Here is a 17,465-nt window from a genome sequence, read left to right on the forward strand (position 1 = left end):
ACAATAAAGCAACTCTTCACCTTGTATTCCCTTATTACAGGTCTTATTGTTAAACTTATAAGTTTGTTACAATTATATTAAGTTTATTATCTTAGATTATTAAAATAATACCTCTACAGTAATGAAGCTTATATTAATTCTTGCACTCTCCTTTAGTCTAAGCTATTGTAATAGCCAAAACACCTTACAATATAACAATAACAAAAACGCTCCAAAAGCAACACTACAAGACGTATCATGGATAGCTGGACATTGGATGGGGGAAGCCTTTGGAGGAATTACCGAAGAAATATGGAGTCCTCCCCTAGGAAATTCTATGATGTTTAGTTTTAAACTAGTTAATAATGGCAAAGTTGTATTTTACGAGCTAGGAGCCATTACCGAAACTAATGGCACACTATTACTTCAATTAAAACATTTTGGTCCGGACTTTAAAGGCTGGGAAGAAAAAGACGACTCTGAGGTTTTTAAATTAGTAAAAATTGAATCTAATCGTGCTTATTTTAACAACTTTACCTTCGAAAAAATAAGCGATAACGAAATTAATCTTTATGTAGTTATTAGTGAAGAAGGAGCAACAGAAGAAGTTAAATTTAATTATAAGAGAAAACTATAATGATTCGTATAGAAACAGAACGATTAATTCTTCGCGAATTTATAGATAGCGATGTCGATGGTTTATTTGAGTTGGACTCTAACCCAATAGTACACAAATATTTAGGCAATAATCCTGTAAAAAGCAAAGACGAATCTTACAAGTACATACAAGATTGCAAACCAAAATATAAAAAACACGGTATATGTAGGTTAGCAGTAATAGAAAAAGCAAGTGGTAATTTTATTGGTTGGTCTGGCCTACGCTTTATAGATGATTATACCTTTAACAATCATACAAATTTTTACGACGTTGGTTACCGGCTAATTCCTAAATACTGGGGCAAAGGTTATGCAACAGAATCTGGAATAGCATCAGTTAACTACGGGTTTAACACCTTAAAACTAGACACTATTTATGGTATTACAGAATTAGGTAACGAAGCATCCCATAAAGCACTTTTAAAAATAGGTCTAGATTATCTAGAAGATTTTTATTACCCAAAAGAACAACTAAAACTACGCTGGTATAGTATTAAAAACAACTAAAACTATGGAAAGAAAATGCCCAGAATGTGGTGAGAAAATTGCAGGCAGAATAGATAAAAAGTTTTGCAGTGACTACTGCAGAAACTCGCATAATAACAAATTAAATAAAGATGGTAAAAACCTTATTAGAAACATTAACAATAGACTCCGTAAAAATTGGCGCATATTAGAAGTTTTAAACCCTAACCAAAAAACAAAAACCACTAAATCTAGATTAATAGAGCACGGTTTCGATTTTAATTACTTTACAAGTACTTATACAACTAAAGCTGGTAAAATATATTATTTTGTATACGATCAAGGCTATCTCCCTTTAGAAGATGATTTTTATGCCTTAGTAAAAAGAACATAACACAGCCATAGCAGATTTACTGTAAACACATTAAACCTTGTAAATCATTTCCAATTTTGTCCCTTTAACTCCATAGCAGCTTTTAAAATATCTTTTTGACTTATTTGTCCAACCAATTTTCCATTCTCTACAATAGGAAATCGGCGACGTTTAGATTTTAAAAATTTATTAGCAGCATCAAAAACATCTAAATTACCATCTATGGTTTCTACATCTTTAACCATATGCTTTTCAATTGTATTTTGCTCCATTGGCATATTGTAATAACGGCTTTCGCTTATCTGTTTTATACAATCGCCTTCAGAGATTATACCTACCAATTCATTTTTATCATTAACAACCGGTCCGCCAGAAATACGATGTTTTATTAGCATATTAATTACCTCTTCTACAGATTGATTTGGGTTAAATGTTATTAAATCTCTAGACATATAATCACTAACTTTTAAAGGCGAACTATCTGCTTTTTGCTCTTGTCCTTTTCTTGCCCCTTGAAAACTTTTAATACCCATAATATCTTTTTTTAGTTTAAAACTAAAGTTACTCATTTTTAAACACTTAACCTAAACACAAATAACTATCAATAATTTCTTATTTTTATAACTCCCATAAAACCTCAAACTAATGTTTAAAAAAAGCATAGCATTATTACTAATTATATTTTCTGTTTATGTAAGTTTTGATGCGCTTTTACCAGATCATATTTCTTCTATAAATACTAGTAAAACACAATTTTCTACAGCTCGTGCATTAACACATTTGTCAGAAATTTCTAAAGCACCTCATTTTGTTGGTAATGCTGAACATAAAAATGTAAGAAATTATATAGAACAGCAATTACAAAATCTAGGATTAAAAACACAAATACAAGAAGGTTACACTATAAGCCAATGGGGAAACCTTACTAAAGCAAAAAACATTTTAGCTAGAATTAAAGGAAGTACAAAAGGCAAAGCACTAATGCTATTAACACACTATGATAGTAATCCACACTCTTCATTAGGCGCAAGCGATGCTGGATCTGGTGTTGTAACCATTTTAGAAGGCCTTAGAGCTTATTTAGCAGAAGGAAAAACACCAAAAAATGATATTATTATACTTATTTCTGATGCTGAAGAACTAGGATTAAATGGTGCCGATTTATTTGTAAATCAACACGAATGGGCTAAAGATGTTGGTTTAGTTCTTAACTTTGAAGCTAGAGGTAGCGGTGGCCCAAGTTATATGCTTATTGAGACTAATAATGGCAACGCTAATTTAATGAAAGCTTTTGTTAAAGCAAACCCTAAATACCCAGTAGCAAACTCCTTAGCTTATAGTATATACAAAATGCTACCTAATGATACCGATTTAACAGTATTTAGAAAAGATGGAAATGTTAATGGTTTTAATTTTGCTTTTATAGACGATCATTTCGATTACCATACAGCATTAGACACATACGATCGTTTAGATAGAAACACTCTAGAACATCAAGGCTCGTATTTAATGCCTTTGCTTCATTATTTTGCAGATGCAAATTTAAATAACTTAAAAAGTACCGAAGATTATATCTATTTCAATGCTCCTTATTTTGGAACAGTAATTTATCCTTTCAATTGGATTTTTCCAATGTTAGTATTAACTATTATTGCATTTATTGGCTTATTAATATATGGTTTCAAAAATAAAAGACTAAAAAGGCAAGAAGTCTCTAAAGGTTTTTATGTATTTATAACTACTTTAACAAGCTGTGGCTTATTTGTTTTTTTAAGCTGGAAATTAATTAATATTATATACCCAGGTTACAAAGAGCTACTACATGGCTTTACATACAATGGTCACAGTTATATATGGTGTTTTGTATTATTAAGTCTCGGTATTATATTTTATTGTTATCATAAAGTATACAAGCCTTTTAACACAGCAAGTTTATTAGTTGCTCCCATAACATTATGGCTTATTATTTGCACTCTGGTAGCTTTTAATTTAAAAGGTGCTAGTTTTTTTATTATTCCTGTAATTTTTGCTTTGTTAGCCTTTTTTGTGCTACTAAAACAACAAAAACCTAGTATTATATTATTAACCTTACTTTGTATTCCTGTGTTGTTTATAATAACACCACTCATTAAAATGTTTCCTGTAGGTTTAGGATTAAAAATTCTTTTTGTAAGTGCAATTTTTGTTGTTTTAATTTTTGGACTTACACTACCCGTTTTTGGTTTTTTTAAACATAAAAAACGATGGAGTTACCTATTCTTTTTATTTGGAATCTTTTTCTTTTTTAAAGCACATTTTAACTCTAAATTTACAGCAAACACACCAAAACCTAATAGTTTAGTTTACATCTTAAATAACGATGATAATACAGCACTTTGGGCAACTTACGATACTACTTTGGATACTTGGACTAAAAACTTTATTGGAAATACACCAAAAGAAGCTTCTTACTTAAATAAAAATATATTTAATAGTAAGTATGCTTCTGGATTTACCTATGCAACAAAAGCGCCTATAAAAACTATTTCTAAACCAAAAATTGAAATTTCTAACGATACTATTATAGGAAACAAAAGGTATTTTAATATCTGTATAATGCCCACAAGAGCGGTTCAACGTATGGAAATCTTTTCAGATTCCACAAACGTCTTTCATTCTTTTAAAATTAATGGTGTAAAAGCCTATAGAGCAAAAGACTCTAATTTTGTTTTCGAAACACGAGAGCATAATAGATTATTTAGCTATTATGTTGTAAATAACGAACCATTAGATCTATTCATTAGTGTTCCTGCTGCACAAAAAACATCATTACAGCTACATGAAGCTACTTTCGATTTACTAGAGAATAATTTATTCACTATACCAAAACGGGAAGAAAACATGATACCAAAACCGTTTGTTTTAAACGATGCAATTATTACAAAACAGTCTATTAACATTAATTAGCATTGTTTTAAGAGTTTAAGTCTATATTTTTTTTATTTTGGCAAACCATAAACACAAAACAAATGAAACGACTATTAGTATTAGCGCTTTTAACAAGTTGCTATTTTGTAACTGCACAAAATAAATCTGAATTAACTAAGCATTACGAAGCCTATTATAAACAAATGAAAACACAAGGTGATGCCCAAGGTGTTATTAATGCGTTAACACACTTAAATGTTATTGCGCCTTCTCAAGCTAGAAAAGATACTTTAGCTTATGTTTACTTAAACGAAGGAAAACACATACAAGCCATTAATACTATAGGCTACGAACCCAATGCAACAGACTCTAATTTAGCCAAGGAAATCAAGGCAGTTTCATTAAAGTCTTTAGGAGAAGCTAAATTAGCAATACCACACTTTGAGGCGCTCTTTAAAATAAACCCAAGTCCTAATATTGCATACGAATTAGCTGAATTAAATTTACAACTAGGCAATCTAGTAGAAGCTAGAAAACATAGTGCTTTTGGTGTTAACAACTCAAAAGACGACATGTTAAAAACATACTACGAAACACAACAGCCTTATCAAGTACCTTTAAAAGCTGCCTTTACTTATTTAAGAGCATTAATTAAGTTTAATGAGGATAAAAAAGCAAACATAGACACTGCTGTTTTAATGCTAGACGAAGCCATAAAACAAGCGCCTAACTTTAACTTGGCGTACGTAAGTAAAAAAGCAATATTATCTTTAAAAGCAAAACCAGAGACCGATACAGCAACTCCAAAGAATTAAATAAGAAAAAACATATTTAAAAGCAGTAATTAGAAGGTTCTAATTACTGCTTTTTTGATTTTAATTATCTTATTTAGGTAAAATTTGTAACAGCTAACTATTATTTAACGTCCTATTGTTACTAATAAATCAAACATTGAAAAAGCATATTGTTAATAATTGCTCGAAAATAGCATAGATGTAAAATAAAATACGCAGAAACTTTTGGTATATAAAACTATAATAAATTATGAGTGTAGATGGAACGTATGGCAGGCTAAGTGGACATAACCTAAGGTTTAAAGAATTGCGAAGAAAAAAATTAGATCGCAGAGAATCTAAAATTTGGAAGAACACATACATTTTGCAGAATAATAAAAAAGAAACTCATTTTAAATCTGTCCTCCAGAACAGCTAAACAAAATTAAACAACAAATACAAAAGAAAGTTAAACGTCAACTGTACATAGACCTCTTTGTTTTTGCAGTATCAATGATTCTAGCTAGTTTGTTATTTATTTTTTTATTTGTTAAATAACCATAGCATTTACTTTAAAAAAACACCGTAACAAAAAATGCAACCCTAAATAGAGTTGCATTTTTTGTTATTTTAAACTTGGTATTATTACCAAATTCTCACACGCTTTTCTGGTGCTATATACATTTTATCTCCTTCTTTAATATCGAAAGCTTCATAGAAAGCATCAACGTTTAATAATGGTTGTACAGCTCTATTCATTCCTGGTGAGTGCGGATCTGTTTTAATTCGTGTTTTTAATGCATCATCACGCATTTTTGTTCTCCAAACGGTTGCCCAACTCATAAAGAAACGTTGCTCTGGTGTATACCCATCTATTTTTTCTACTTCCTTACCTTCTAAACTCATTTGTAAAGCATCATAAGCAGCAAGTACACCTCCTAAATCTCCAATATTTTCTCCTAAAGTAAACTCTCCATTTATATTTACACCTGGTAACACTTCTATAGCACTGTATTGATCTGCTAATGCTTTACCTAACCCTTCAAATTGTTTTAAATCTTCGTCTGTCCACCAGTTATTTAAGTTTCCATCTTTATCATAACGCGCACCAGAATCATCAAAACTATGAGAGATTTCATGACCTATTACGGCTCCAATACCTCCATAATTAACAGCATCATCTGCTGTGTAATTATAAAATGGTGGTTGTAAAATTGCTGCCGGAAATACTATTTCGTTGTAAGCTGGATTAAAATAAGCATTTACCACTTGTGGTGCCATAAACCATTCGCTTTTATCAACTGGTTTACCTAATTTTTCTAAATCGTCTTTAAAATTCCATGCTCTTGCGTTTAGCATATTTTGAAGATATGTTCCGCCTTCTTCAACACCTTTTATGTCTAGTGCAGAATAATCTTTCCATTGGTCTGGATAGGCAATTTTCACTTTAGTAGCTCTTAATTTCTCAATTGCTTTCTTTTTAGTGTCTTCGCTCATCCATTCTAGCTTATTAATTCTGTGCTCGAATGCTAAAATGACATTTTTAATCATTTTTTCTGCTTTCACTTTTGCTTCTGGTGGAAACTTTTTATCTACATATAACTTTCCTAATGCTTCACCAATAGTTCCGTTTAATGTTTGTAAGGCACGCTCTTCTAAAGCACGTTGTTTTTTAGCACCACTTAATTCTTTACTGTAAAAATCCCAGTTTGCTTTATTTAACTCTGTAGATAATAACCCTGCTGCATTATTTAATGTAGACCAACGTAAATATGATTTCCAATCAGAAACATTGTTCTCTGCTAATATATCTTGTAGAGCATCAAAATATTTAATTTCGCTAACTATTACTGTATCTAATTGTTTTACACCAATTCCTGTAAAGTAATTTTTCCAGTTTACTGCTGGAACCATTTTTTGTAAGTCTTCTATAGATCTTGGGTTATAACGCTTACGTGCATCACGACGATCTACTTTATCCATTTTAGGTTCTGCTAATCTAGTCTCGAACGCTAAAATTTGCTCTGCTTGTGCTTTAGCATCTGCTTCTGTGTCTCCTAAATATTGTAGCATTCTAGTAATATGCGCCACATACTTTTCTCTTTTTTCTTTAGAATCGGCATCGTCTTTTACATAGTAATCTCTATCTGGCAATCCTAAACCTCCTGTTCCTAAATAAGCTACATTTCTGTTACTGTCTTTAGGGTCCGATCCTACTCCAAAACCAAAGAAACCTGCACCTCCTGTTGGCTCCATTTCTATTAAAAAGTTTTGTAAATCGTCAATGTTATTTATAGCTTCAATTTTAGCTAAATATGGTCTTACTGGGTCTAATCCTTGTTTATTTCTTCCAACAGTATCCATTATTGTTTGAAATAATTGTACTGCTTTTTCTTGGTCTGATCCTGGTAAAACTTTAATACTTTCTAAGTCTTTATTATCAGACATTGCTGCTTTTAAAATAGACAAAGCATCCTCATCAGTTTTTTTACGCAACTCTGCAAAACTTCCCCACGAGGTTCTATCGTCTGGAATCTCGTTAGTTTCTAGCCATTTACCATTAACATGTTTAAAAAAGTCTTCATTAGGTTTTACAGATGTATCCATAAAATCTAAATTAATACCAGGTACTTTTTCTACTTCAACTTTTGCTTGTGCAGTGTCTTCTTGTTTTGCATCTTCTTTACAAGCTACAATGCTTAATAAAGCAAAAGTACCTATGATTGATAGTTTTTTCATTTTAACTTTTTGATTAGTTTTTAATTGTACAATTTACTTAGATATTTTTAAGTAGTAAATAAATTAACATTTTCATAATTTTTTTTAACAAAAAACGCATTCAAAGTAATGAACACGTTTTGCTATGTATAAAAAATTGTAAAAAATTTAATTTCTTGCTTTTAGAGTTTTGGTTAGCTTATCGTCAAATGTTTTCTTTAGTTCTATAACATCCTTTACGTTTTCATTAGGGATAGCAATTGAGAGTACATAGTGTGCTACTTTCCACTCATTATTTTCTAATTTCATTATACCAGAACCTCTACATAATTTCATTTGTGTATCTAATAACTCATCAAACCATGCTAGTTTTTGATCTTCATAAATGTAAATGTTACGTTCTACAGCTGTAAAGCTCCATGCTTTTCCTTTATCGAAATAAGGTTTAGAAAAAGCTTTAAAAGCTTTAAGTTGCCAATTTTCGGTAGCATCCGTGCCTATAAACACACCATCTTTGGTCATTAAGTTAAAATAAGCATCAAAATCAGCATTGCCGGCTGCTTTATGCCAAGCATCTAATGTCTTATTAATGTCTTTTTTTAAATCTACTTTTGCAACTACTGGTGTTCTTCCATTATCTAACTTTGGTGTTTCTTGACTAAAACTGTAGGTTACAGAACATACAAATAGGAAGGTTAAAAATGCTTTCATTCTATTTCTGGTTTTATGATGTTTTGAGCTTCTTTTTCGAATTTTTTATTAATTAATAATGTAACATAGGAAAAGGCCTGAAATACTTCTTTTATAACTAATAAATGTTCCTTTTTTGTAGTTGTAGATAACCTTGTAGCTTCTTCTAACTTATATAATTTTGTTTTTAAAACTAATACCCTAGCACGAACAGCTGCAGTGTCTATATTTTCTGGTATAGTTGTTTCTAAATCCTCTACTGTTGTTTCAAACACAGCCTTATCATCTATAAAAAAACCAAAATCTCCATTATTAACTGCTGCAATGGCAGTTGCGATAGTATTATATGCTAGCCAAGAATCTAGTGTGTTTTTAGCTTTAGCATCTACACCATAATCTAAAAATTGAATTTTAGCTATGTCTTTTTTAGACACCAAAGTAGTGTCTTTTAGCTTTGTTTCCTTAACAGTCCCTTCTGTTGTATCTTGTGTTTTTTTACAGGATACTAAACAAGCTAGTAGTAACAGTACACTTAAAAATTTCATTTATTTATTATTCTTTTTTTCGGCCAAAACATACAAAATAATTATTTTGATAATATTAAAATTAAATCTTTTTATTTTATACATGATTTAACTCTTTGAATTACAAATATATTGCATTCAATACGTTCGTTACGATAAATTATATAAAATTTATGAGTCGATTTTTACCTAAAAATTACGATATTATGATTAAAATCTTATTATTTTTACGCATTATCTAATTTATGCTTAAAATATGTCATCAAGAATTTTAATTATTGGAGCTTGTGGTCAAATTGGGTCTGAACTCACTTTTAAACTTAGAGAGATACATGGAAACGATAATGTTATTGCTAGTGATATTAGCTATAACAACCTAGATGTTGTTAATTCTGGTCTTTTTGAAATTATTGATGCCATGGATTACGCATCGGTTAAAGTATGTGTTGAAAAGTATAATATAGATACAGTATACCTAATGGCTGCTATGCTTAGTGCCACAGGAGAAAAATACCCTATGAAAGCATGGGATTTAAACACAAGTTCTTTGTTTCATGTTTTAAATCTAGCTAAGGCTAATATTATTAAAAAAGTATATTGGCCCTCTAGTATTGCTGTTTTTGGTCCATCTACTCCAAAAGTAAATACTCCACAATATACTACTATGGAGCCTACTACTGTTTATGGTATTACTAAGCAAGTTGGAGAACGCTGGTGCGAGTATTACAATCAAAAATATGGGGTAGATGTTAGAGGTATTCGTTATCCTGGTATTATTAGCTGGAAAACCATGCCAGGTGGTGGTACTACAGATTATGCTGTTGAAATTTACCATGAAGCGGTAAAACATAAATCTTATGAGTGTTTTTTATCTGAAGATACTGCTTTACCTATGTTATTTATGGATGATGCTATTAAGGCAACTGTAGATATTATGGCCGCAGACGATAATGCTATTAAAATACGATCGTCTTACAACCTAGCTGGTATTACTTTTACGCCAAAAGAAATTGCTGCTTCTATACAAAAATACATTCCTGATTTTAAAATTACTTACAAACCCGATTTTAGACAAGACATTGCTAATTCTTGGCCGCAAAGTATAGATGATAGCGAAGCTAGACAAGATTGGAACTGGCAACATGATTACGACTTAGATGCTATTACTAAAGAAATGTTAGAGCAGTTGGGTAAAAAGTATAATAAGTAATTATCTTTCTTACTAATACTTCAAACTTAATCAAACTCTACTGTAATAGAATCTCCGTATCTTCCATTATAATTAATAAATATTGGTGTTTGATATGTTCCTGAAGGAAACATCCCACTATTTACATTCATTTGAAATGTTAGCATTGTGCCTTCAGAATTCACACTTACTGGTGAAGATGAAGACTCATTATAAGCATAAATAGAGCCATTATGAGCTGCTATTCTAATTCCTGGAACTAGATTAGTTCCTGTTAAAATTAGTGTGTCGCCAAAATTATAGCTTGATTGGTTTGAAGATGTAATTACAGGAACGTTTTCGGCAAGCACATCAATTAATTCAATCGTTTCTGTTTTTATAACATCGTCTACTACATATTTTAAAGTATAATCACTAGCAGTAACAATATTATTAGGGAATTCTATTTGAAAATTTGTGAATATATCATCTTCAAAAGTGGTAAAACTATAATTGCTGTAACTTAATTCATAGCTGTTTGTAGCATTAGCCAAAATAATTTTTGAGTTTGGAAGTGTTAAATCAACATTTTGAGTTCTAACATAAGGTTTAGCATTACTGTAGTAAGCAGTAGAAAAATCACTTGTAGAACTTACACTGTTTACGGTAGTTATAAGTAATACCTTTGTCCTAACAGTATATATATTAGACGTTCCATCTTCTGCCGTTACAGTATATTCAACGTCTTCTAAATAGTTTTGAGCATCATCTACTCCTGGCGAAAATGTAGCATTTTCCGAAACTGTAATGGTAGGAACTAAAAGTTGTGCCGTATCTCCATAAACCTCTATATCTATTGTTAAAGCATCATGATTTATAACACCATCAAAAGTATTTCCATTATTACTAAGTTGAAAACTTAAAATCTTTTTTTCGTTAGAAGGCACAGCAATCTCAGTATTATTGGTAGTTACAGTGTAAACTGCCTCATCTCCATTTTCGGCTGTAACTGTATATATAACTGGCTGACTAAAATCTTGTATTGATGTTGGATCTGGAGAAATTGTTGCTTTAGCCGAAAATACTATTTGTGGAACAATGTTACTATTTACTTCTAATCCCACTGTTTCTATTTCAATAGTTTTATTTTGTTCGTTAATTACCCCTGCATAATTAATATCATTAGGCTTTATAGTGAATGATATAATTTTATTTTCAGAACTCAACTTTGCTTCTTGCGAGTCGTCGTCTTTTGAACAATTAATAAATATTAAGCTAACAAAAAGTAGTATTAAGGTTTTAAATTTCATAATTAATTATTGATTAAGAGCACAAATATAAATAATGTATTCTAAAACTATTATCGTTTTGTTAACGATGCATGGTATCTAAAATCTCGATAACCTCAGCTTTTTTACGAACAGAAACGGGTACATTCTCACCATTTTTAAGCATTAAATAGCCGCCATCGGTTTTTATAAATGCACTTATACATTGTAGGTTTACTAAATGACTTTGGTGAATACGTAAAAATTCGTAAGGCTTTAACATATCTGCAAAATACTTAAGGGTTTTAGTTACAAATACTTTTCTACCATCTTGAAGGTGAAACACTGTATTATTACTATCCGACTCGCAACGTACGATATCGTCTAGGTTTACAATAATAATTTTATCTAGTGTGTGTAACGATATTTTATTAGGTTTTTTTTCTGGCGCAGATAATGTTTCCTTTAAAATATCTAGTCGTTCTTTATTAGGTTTTATTTGTGCTTTTGCTCTTGTTATAGCTTGCTCTAACTCTTCGTTAGAATAGGGTTTTAGCACATAATCTATGGCTGCAAACTTAAATGCTTTTATAGCATACTCATCACTTGCTGTGACGAAAATGATTTTCGATTTTAATTCTGGAAAAATCTCTAGCACATCAAATCCAGTACCATCGCCTAACATAATATCTAAAAACAGAATATCTGGCTGTGCTTTTCGTAATGCTTTTGCGGCTTCTACTACACTTCTTGCTGTATCTATAATTTTAATTTCTGGATGCTTAGTTTCTAAGTCATTTTTTAGAAGTGCCATAGCATCTTCTAAATCTTCTACTATAATTGCTGTTAGCATAATTTGTTTTTAATAATCTGTTTCTAATGGAATTTTAAAGGTAATATTTGTGCCTTCTACAATGCCATTATTGTTTTTAATTTCTGAAATCTGTAATGCATTTACTCCCGAAATCGATTCCAATCGTTCTCTTGTTACTTTAAGTGCCATAGATTGATGATCTGTTTTAGGTTTTGCTTCTTGAGATGTAAAAATACCAATCCCATTATCTTTTATGGTACAGTATAAATGTGTTTCTGTTGTTTTAAAAGTGATATCCAATTGCCCTTCTTTTTGCCCTTTTAAAATACCATGCCTAATCGCATTTTCTACAAAAGGTTGAATTAACATTGGAGGCACTAAAATTTCTTCTGGGTCTAAATCACAATTTAAAGTAATAGTATGTTTAAATGATTTTTCTGCCATTAGTTTCTCTACTTCAATATAATGACGCAGTGTCTTTATTTCTTGCTCTAGAGTAATCGTTTCTTTTCTAGAATTAATTAACGTTTCACGTAATAATGTTGCAAAATTATTAATGGTATTATTCATTTTATCTGGCTTTGTTATCGCCATAGCTTTAATACCATTAAGGACATTAAATATAAAATGCGGATTCATTTGCAAGCGTAATGCTTTTTGCTCTAAAGACAACAAATGGTTTTCTAGCTTTAGGCGTTTTTGTTCTGCTTCGTTTTCACGTTTTAAACGCTTAATATAGCGCCAAGTAAATAGTGCTAAAAGGGCTAATATTACAGCAATAAGTGTCCACCGAAACCATGCCTTTTTATGTAATGGACTATCCATATAAAATGCGAAAGCTATTGGCTCGCTATTTTGCCAACGGTTATTTCTGGATTGTACTTTAAATGTATGCGCACCATATTCCAACCCTCTTAGACTTTGCGTATTATTAGTTGTCCAAGGGCTCCATTCTTGGGCATCTAATTTTGTACGGTATTGGATTTCGGTTGGATGATCTAAATCTACAGTTTTATAACTAAAGCCTATTTGAGTTTGCTTTGGGGTTAATTGCAAAACGGTATTATTATCTATCCATTGCTTTATAGCTATAGAATCTACTGTTTTAAAATTTACTTGCAAGTCTTTAAAGTAAACTTTAGGCTTTAAGCTTTCTTTACTTATATCACTTGGCTTATATTGTGTTAAACCATAAACAGCACCAAACCATAAATTACCTTGCTCGTCTTTTTCTACAGCATTTAAACAGGTCTCAATTCCTAAAAATCCATCGTTCCTTCCAAAATGAACAACATCTACAATAGTGTTTTCTTGATTTAGTGTTATTTTATCTACACCACTTTCGGTTCCCGCCCATAAATAGCCTTGATTATCGAAGATAAGTTGGTATATATTTCCTGAATAAACTTTTTTCTCTCCATTTAGCTTTTTAAAATCGCTTACGCCTTTAGCATTAAGAGTTGTCCACCATATACCTCTCCCAGCTGTTCCTATAAATAATTTATCATTTTGAAATAGTAAGACTCCTATCGATATTTTTCTATTTAAAACAGCTTCAAAATGTGTTACTTTTCCATTTTTAATATAACCTAAATCGCCACTTTGAGTGGCGTACCATAATCGTCCTTGGTTATCTTTAACCATTGTTGTTATGTATAAATCTTTAATTCCTTCTTTGCTTCCAAATGTTTTTTTAATATTTAGTTTTTCGTTTGCAGCATTGTAACTAAACTTTGTAATTCCGCCAGAATAACTAGCCACCCATGTATTTTTATCTTCCACTACTATTTTTCTAATCCAGTTGTGTGGAAAGCCTGTTTCGGAATTTAAAATATGGTTTTTTATTACAGTTTTAGTGAAGCGTTCTTCTTTTACATTAAACACATCGCTAGAGTCTATAGCAATACTATCTACTGTTTTTGTTTCTCTGTAAAGCAATCCTCTACCATCAGATCCTGCCCAGATATTTCCTCTAGCATCGCTTGCAATCGTTTTAATTTTTACATTAGAAAAGGTTTTATATCCAGGTATCTGCTCTATTCCAGAAGTATCTATTTTCACCAAACCTTTTTCGGAATTAGAGAGCCAAAGTGCACGCTTTGCTTTATGTACTGCATAGACTCGATTTCCCTTTAAACCATTGTTTCTATTAAAATGCTGAAAGTTATTTTGGAAGTATTTATACAATCCCCAACCCGAAGTTGCTATCCAAATGTTAGATTGTTTATCGGTAATTACTTTTCTAATATGCGGTACAGCTAATCCTGTTTTTGTATTAATAAATGCTTTTTCTGTATTTGTTTTTGTGTCTATTATAGATATACCATCGTTATGAGTTGAGATCCATAATTCATCTTCATTAAGAATAGCCATCTCATTAATATTTAATGGTTCACGCATTAAAATAGGACGTTTTAAATTGTCTACGTTATAAATAAAAGTACCATCATCAAAAGTAGCAGCATAAATACGGTCTTTATATGCGGTAACCGCAGTAAAATCATTAAACTCTAAGCGTTCTATAGTTTCGGCTTTATTATTTAACTCGCTTAATTTCCAGAAGCCTTTGTCTGTTGCCATCCAATAAAAATCATTGTAATAAATAATGGCCTTAATTTTACTTTGGTTTAGTATTGGGTTTATATTAATTTTTTGAAGACTATTATTATCTAAAAGGTGATATAATCCTTCAACAGTTGCTATATATTTTTCTCGTTTAAAATTATATATTTTGTTTACTTGAGGTGCTTCAATATTTACAAATACATCTTTTCTTTTTATTGAAAGGCCTCGTCTGCTTCCAATGTATATAGCATCTTCTAAAACATATAATGCATGGATGTAGTTGGATAATAACCCATCTTTTTCTTTCCAAACTTGAAATGTTTGTCCATCAAAATTACACAACCCACCACCTTGTGTTCCTAACCATAAATAGCCCATATCGTCTTGAGCAATATCGAATACTTGAGATTGCGGCAAACCATCTTCTATAGTATATGCTCTAAGTTGCTTGTTCTGGCCAAAACAAGACGTAGAGACTATTCCGAAGCACAAAAAAATAAAGAGGAAATAAAAACGATTCAATAGAATTATAATTTAATTAGGTTACTAATACAAGAAATTTATTCTTCAGCTTAAAACAAATATAACTAAACTAATGTTTCAGTTATTGTATTCTTTTAAAGCGAGAAACACTACGCTTAAAAAGCGCAGTGTAACTCATTGATTAAATAGCGTGATTACTCTTTAGCTTCTGAATAAAATAAGTAGCAGCAATCTTCGGTAGATAAGGTTTCGGCAGTTGCTATTAAATTTTCTGTTTTTTGTAGTTTATTGTCTTTCCAAACAACATATAACGATTCGCTTGGTACTTCGCAACTGTCTGTAATGGTATTTAATACTATAATATCGTCTACGCCTTCTATACCTTCGTTACCTATGTTTTGTACATTAGCATAGTGTAATACATCTGAAGCGATTATCATTTTATCTAATTCCACTCCATTTTTAACAGCTCTTAATTGGTATTGCTTTTCATCGTCGCTGTTATAACCTGCTTCTCCAAATACAAATCTTACTTCGGCATTAGCTTGACTTACAAATGTTTTTTGCGAAATTAAACCGCCCCAGATCCATCCTTCTTGTGGTCCTAGTTTTACTTTGTACCATCTGCTTGTTATACCGTTTAATTCTTGTGACTCTTCTGTTTTTTCTAATAATCTTACGTTAGTTCCAATTCTAATTGTTGTTAGTTTTTCGCAAAAAGTAGATGGGCAATCTCTCATAGCTACATCGTTTGCTAAAAGGTATTTTGATGCATTTTGTTTAGACTCTGTATAGGTGTCGAATTCTACTTCTGGAGTTTGTGCAAATACGTTTGCTGTTACTACTAAAATTAAGGCTGCGAATGTGTTTTTTAAAGTGTTCATAATATTTTGTTTTAATGGGTTTGTTTTTATTTATACTCCAAAGGTACTGGGGGAATACTCTTAAATATTAGCGCTTCTAGAATTCGTAGTTGCTAAACTAGAATTCGTTTTAATAGTTATACTTGCTAGTAAAACAACTACGAATTCTAGTTGCTAGAGCACAAAAAAGCCTTTCAAAATACATTGAAAGGCTTTGCTATTAAAAACTATGATATCAACTATCAAAAAAACAATAATCAGTCTGTTTTATATTATGCTGCGGTTTTAATTTCATATAAAGGAGATGTATTTATTTTATCTAAAGCAATTACTTTTCCTGCTTCTATCCCTCTACTAAATGCCTGAAGTACTGTATATGAAAACCATATACTCAATAATTTATAAGGTATTTGTAGTGCATCTTTTACCCCTAATTTAGAATCGTCTACATGCACCCAACGGTCTAAAGGTTGCTCGTACATTCTATCCATAATTTGTGCTTTTCCAAAGTGCTTTTTAAGTCTAATAAATATTTCTACATCAAATAACCATCGCGTTATAAAAGCGGTATTATATGCTACAGGAATAATGCTACGTCTAAATACTTTTGCTCCACATTGTGTATCTTCTATTGGTAATCCTAAAATTAAAAACACAATAAGTTTTACAATTTTTGAAAATAGGTTTCTAAATACATTACGTTCTATTTGCCCATCTCCTTTTCCTCTAGAACCGTATACTAAAGATAAATTATCGTTATTATGCAAAGTATCTACCAACTTTTTAAAGTCATTAAAATCGGTAGATAAATCTGCATCAATAAACCCAATATAGTCTACATCTTGTCTGTTAAATAAGTAACGTGCACCAGAACGTACAGCTGCTGCTTTTCCAGCATTTTTCTTTACATCTACAATACTTACTCTAGTTCGTGCTTCTTTTTGTACGGTTTCTAAAACAGATAATGTGTCGTCTTTACTTCCATCGTTTACAAAACATAAATGATAGGACTCATGAGTTGTTATAAATTCTATAAAAGCATTAACATTTAATCGTTTTGCTTCGTTGTAGCATGGTATAATAATTCCAGTTTTCATAGTAGATTTGTTTAAGATTATACCCCAAAATTAGAGGAGATAGCGGCCTTATTTTGGTGTAATTCGATGGTTGGAAGTTTTCTGTAGACGAATGTGTTTTTTGTTTCGATGGCACTACTCG

The 17,465-nt window shown here is 31.1% G+C and carries 15 protein-coding genes; 6 read left to right on the top strand and 9 right to left on the bottom strand.

Annotation, left to right across the window (positions count from 1 at the left end; genetic code table 11):
• The first annotated feature begins 121 nt into the window (after window positions 1–121).
• The 3 genes from ACVC2P_RS20625 to ACVC2P_RS20635 are packed head-to-tail and all read left to right on the top strand — an operon-like array spanning window position 122 to window position 1,495.
• Entirely contained in the window at window positions 122–616 is a 495-nt protein-coding gene (locus ACVC2P_RS20625) for a DUF6265 family protein (protein ID WP_452600321.1), read from the top strand.
• Entirely contained in the window at window positions 616–1,143 is a 528-nt protein-coding gene (locus ACVC2P_RS20630) for a GNAT family N-acetyltransferase (RefSeq protein WP_452600322.1), read from the top strand. Before ACVC2P_RS20625 ends, ACVC2P_RS20630 begins: the two co-directional genes overlap by 1 nt.
• A gap of 4 nt (window positions 1,144–1,147) precedes the next feature.
• The gene (locus ACVC2P_RS20635; RefSeq protein ID WP_452600323.1) at window positions 1,148–1,495 is read left to right on the top strand and encodes a hypothetical protein; all 348 of its coding nucleotides are present in this window, start codon (window positions 1,148–1,150) and stop codon (window positions 1,493–1,495) included.
• 44 nt (window positions 1,496–1,539) lie between these two features.
• Here ACVC2P_RS20635 and ACVC2P_RS20640 read toward each other — a convergent pair whose 3' ends face one another.
• Window positions 1,540–2,007 (bottom strand): CBS domain-containing protein, encoded by a 468-nt coding sequence (locus ACVC2P_RS20640; RefSeq protein WP_452600324.1) that lies wholly within the window; start codon window positions 2,005–2,007, stop codon window positions 1,540–1,542.
• 112 nt (window positions 2,008–2,119) lie between these two features.
• Here ACVC2P_RS20640 and ACVC2P_RS20645 point away from each other — a divergent pair, with 112 nt between their 5' ends.
• The gene (locus ACVC2P_RS20645; RefSeq protein ID WP_452600325.1) at window positions 2,120–4,420 is read left to right on the top strand and encodes a M28 family peptidase; all 2,301 of its coding nucleotides are present in this window, start codon (window positions 2,120–2,122) and stop codon (window positions 4,418–4,420) included.
• A 62-nt stretch (window positions 4,421–4,482) separates the two neighbouring features.
• On the top strand, window positions 4,483–5,196 hold the full coding sequence (locus ACVC2P_RS20650) for a hypothetical protein (RefSeq protein ID WP_452600326.1): 714 nt from the start codon (window positions 4,483–4,485) through the stop codon (window positions 5,194–5,196).
• Window positions 5,197–5,799: 603 nt separating this feature from the next.
• Here the strand turns inward: ACVC2P_RS20650 and ACVC2P_RS20655 are convergent.
• The 3 genes from ACVC2P_RS20655 to ACVC2P_RS20665 all read right to left on the bottom strand — a co-directional run bounded on the left by ACVC2P_RS20655 (window position 5,800) and on the right by ACVC2P_RS20665 (window position 9,107).
• Window positions 5,800–7,893, bottom strand: coding sequence for a M13 family metallopeptidase (locus ACVC2P_RS20655; RefSeq protein ID WP_452600327.1), 2,094 nt, complete (start codon window positions 7,891–7,893; stop codon window positions 5,800–5,802).
• Window positions 7,894–8,040: 147 nt separating this feature from the next.
• The gene (locus ACVC2P_RS20660) at window positions 8,041–8,583 is read right to left on the bottom strand and encodes a nuclear transport factor 2 family protein (protein WP_452600328.1); all 543 of its coding nucleotides are present in this window, start codon (window positions 8,581–8,583) and stop codon (window positions 8,041–8,043) included.
• On the bottom strand, window positions 8,580–9,107 hold the full coding sequence (locus ACVC2P_RS20665; protein ID WP_452600329.1) for a hypothetical protein: 528 nt from the start codon (window positions 9,105–9,107) through the stop codon (window positions 8,580–8,582). Before ACVC2P_RS20665 ends, ACVC2P_RS20660 begins: the two co-directional genes overlap by 4 nt.
• A 235-nt stretch (window positions 9,108–9,342) precedes the next feature.
• Between ACVC2P_RS20665 and ACVC2P_RS20670 the strand changes: the two genes are divergently transcribed.
• The gene (locus tag ACVC2P_RS20670) at window positions 9,343–10,296 is read left to right on the top strand and encodes an NAD-dependent epimerase/dehydratase family protein (protein ID WP_452600330.1); all 954 of its coding nucleotides are present in this window, start codon (window positions 9,343–9,345) and stop codon (window positions 10,294–10,296) included.
• 26 nt (window positions 10,297–10,322) lie between these two features.
• Here ACVC2P_RS20670 and ACVC2P_RS20675 read toward each other — a convergent pair whose 3' ends face one another.
• From ACVC2P_RS20675 to ACVC2P_RS20695, 5 genes are all read right to left on the bottom strand, one after another.
• A complete protein-coding gene (locus ACVC2P_RS20675; protein ID WP_452600331.1) occupies window positions 10,323–11,564 on the bottom strand; it encodes a DUF5018 domain-containing protein in 1,242 nt (413 codons plus the stop codon).
• A gap of 61 nt (window positions 11,565–11,625) precedes the next feature.
• The gene (locus tag ACVC2P_RS20680) at window positions 11,626–12,375 is read right to left on the bottom strand and encodes a LytR/AlgR family response regulator transcription factor (protein ID WP_452600332.1); all 750 of its coding nucleotides are present in this window, start codon (window positions 12,373–12,375) and stop codon (window positions 11,626–11,628) included.
• A 9-nt stretch (window positions 12,376–12,384) separates the two neighbouring features.
• Window positions 12,385–15,393, bottom strand: coding sequence for a two-component regulator propeller domain-containing protein (locus tag ACVC2P_RS20685; RefSeq protein WP_452600333.1), 3,009 nt, complete (start codon window positions 15,391–15,393; stop codon window positions 12,385–12,387).
• A gap of 185 nt (window positions 15,394–15,578) precedes the next feature.
• Window positions 15,579–16,268, bottom strand: coding sequence for an SH3 domain-containing protein (locus ACVC2P_RS20690; RefSeq protein ID WP_452600334.1), 690 nt, complete (start codon window positions 16,266–16,268; stop codon window positions 15,579–15,581).
• A 251-nt stretch (window positions 16,269–16,519) separates the two neighbouring features.
• Window positions 16,520–17,344 (bottom strand): dolichyl-phosphate beta-glucosyltransferase, encoded by an 825-nt coding sequence (locus ACVC2P_RS20695; RefSeq protein WP_452600335.1) that lies wholly within the window; start codon window positions 17,342–17,344, stop codon window positions 16,520–16,522.
• Window positions 17,345–17,465: the final 121 nt, after the last annotated feature.

The organism is Pontimicrobium sp. MEBiC01747 (assembly GCF_053601635.1).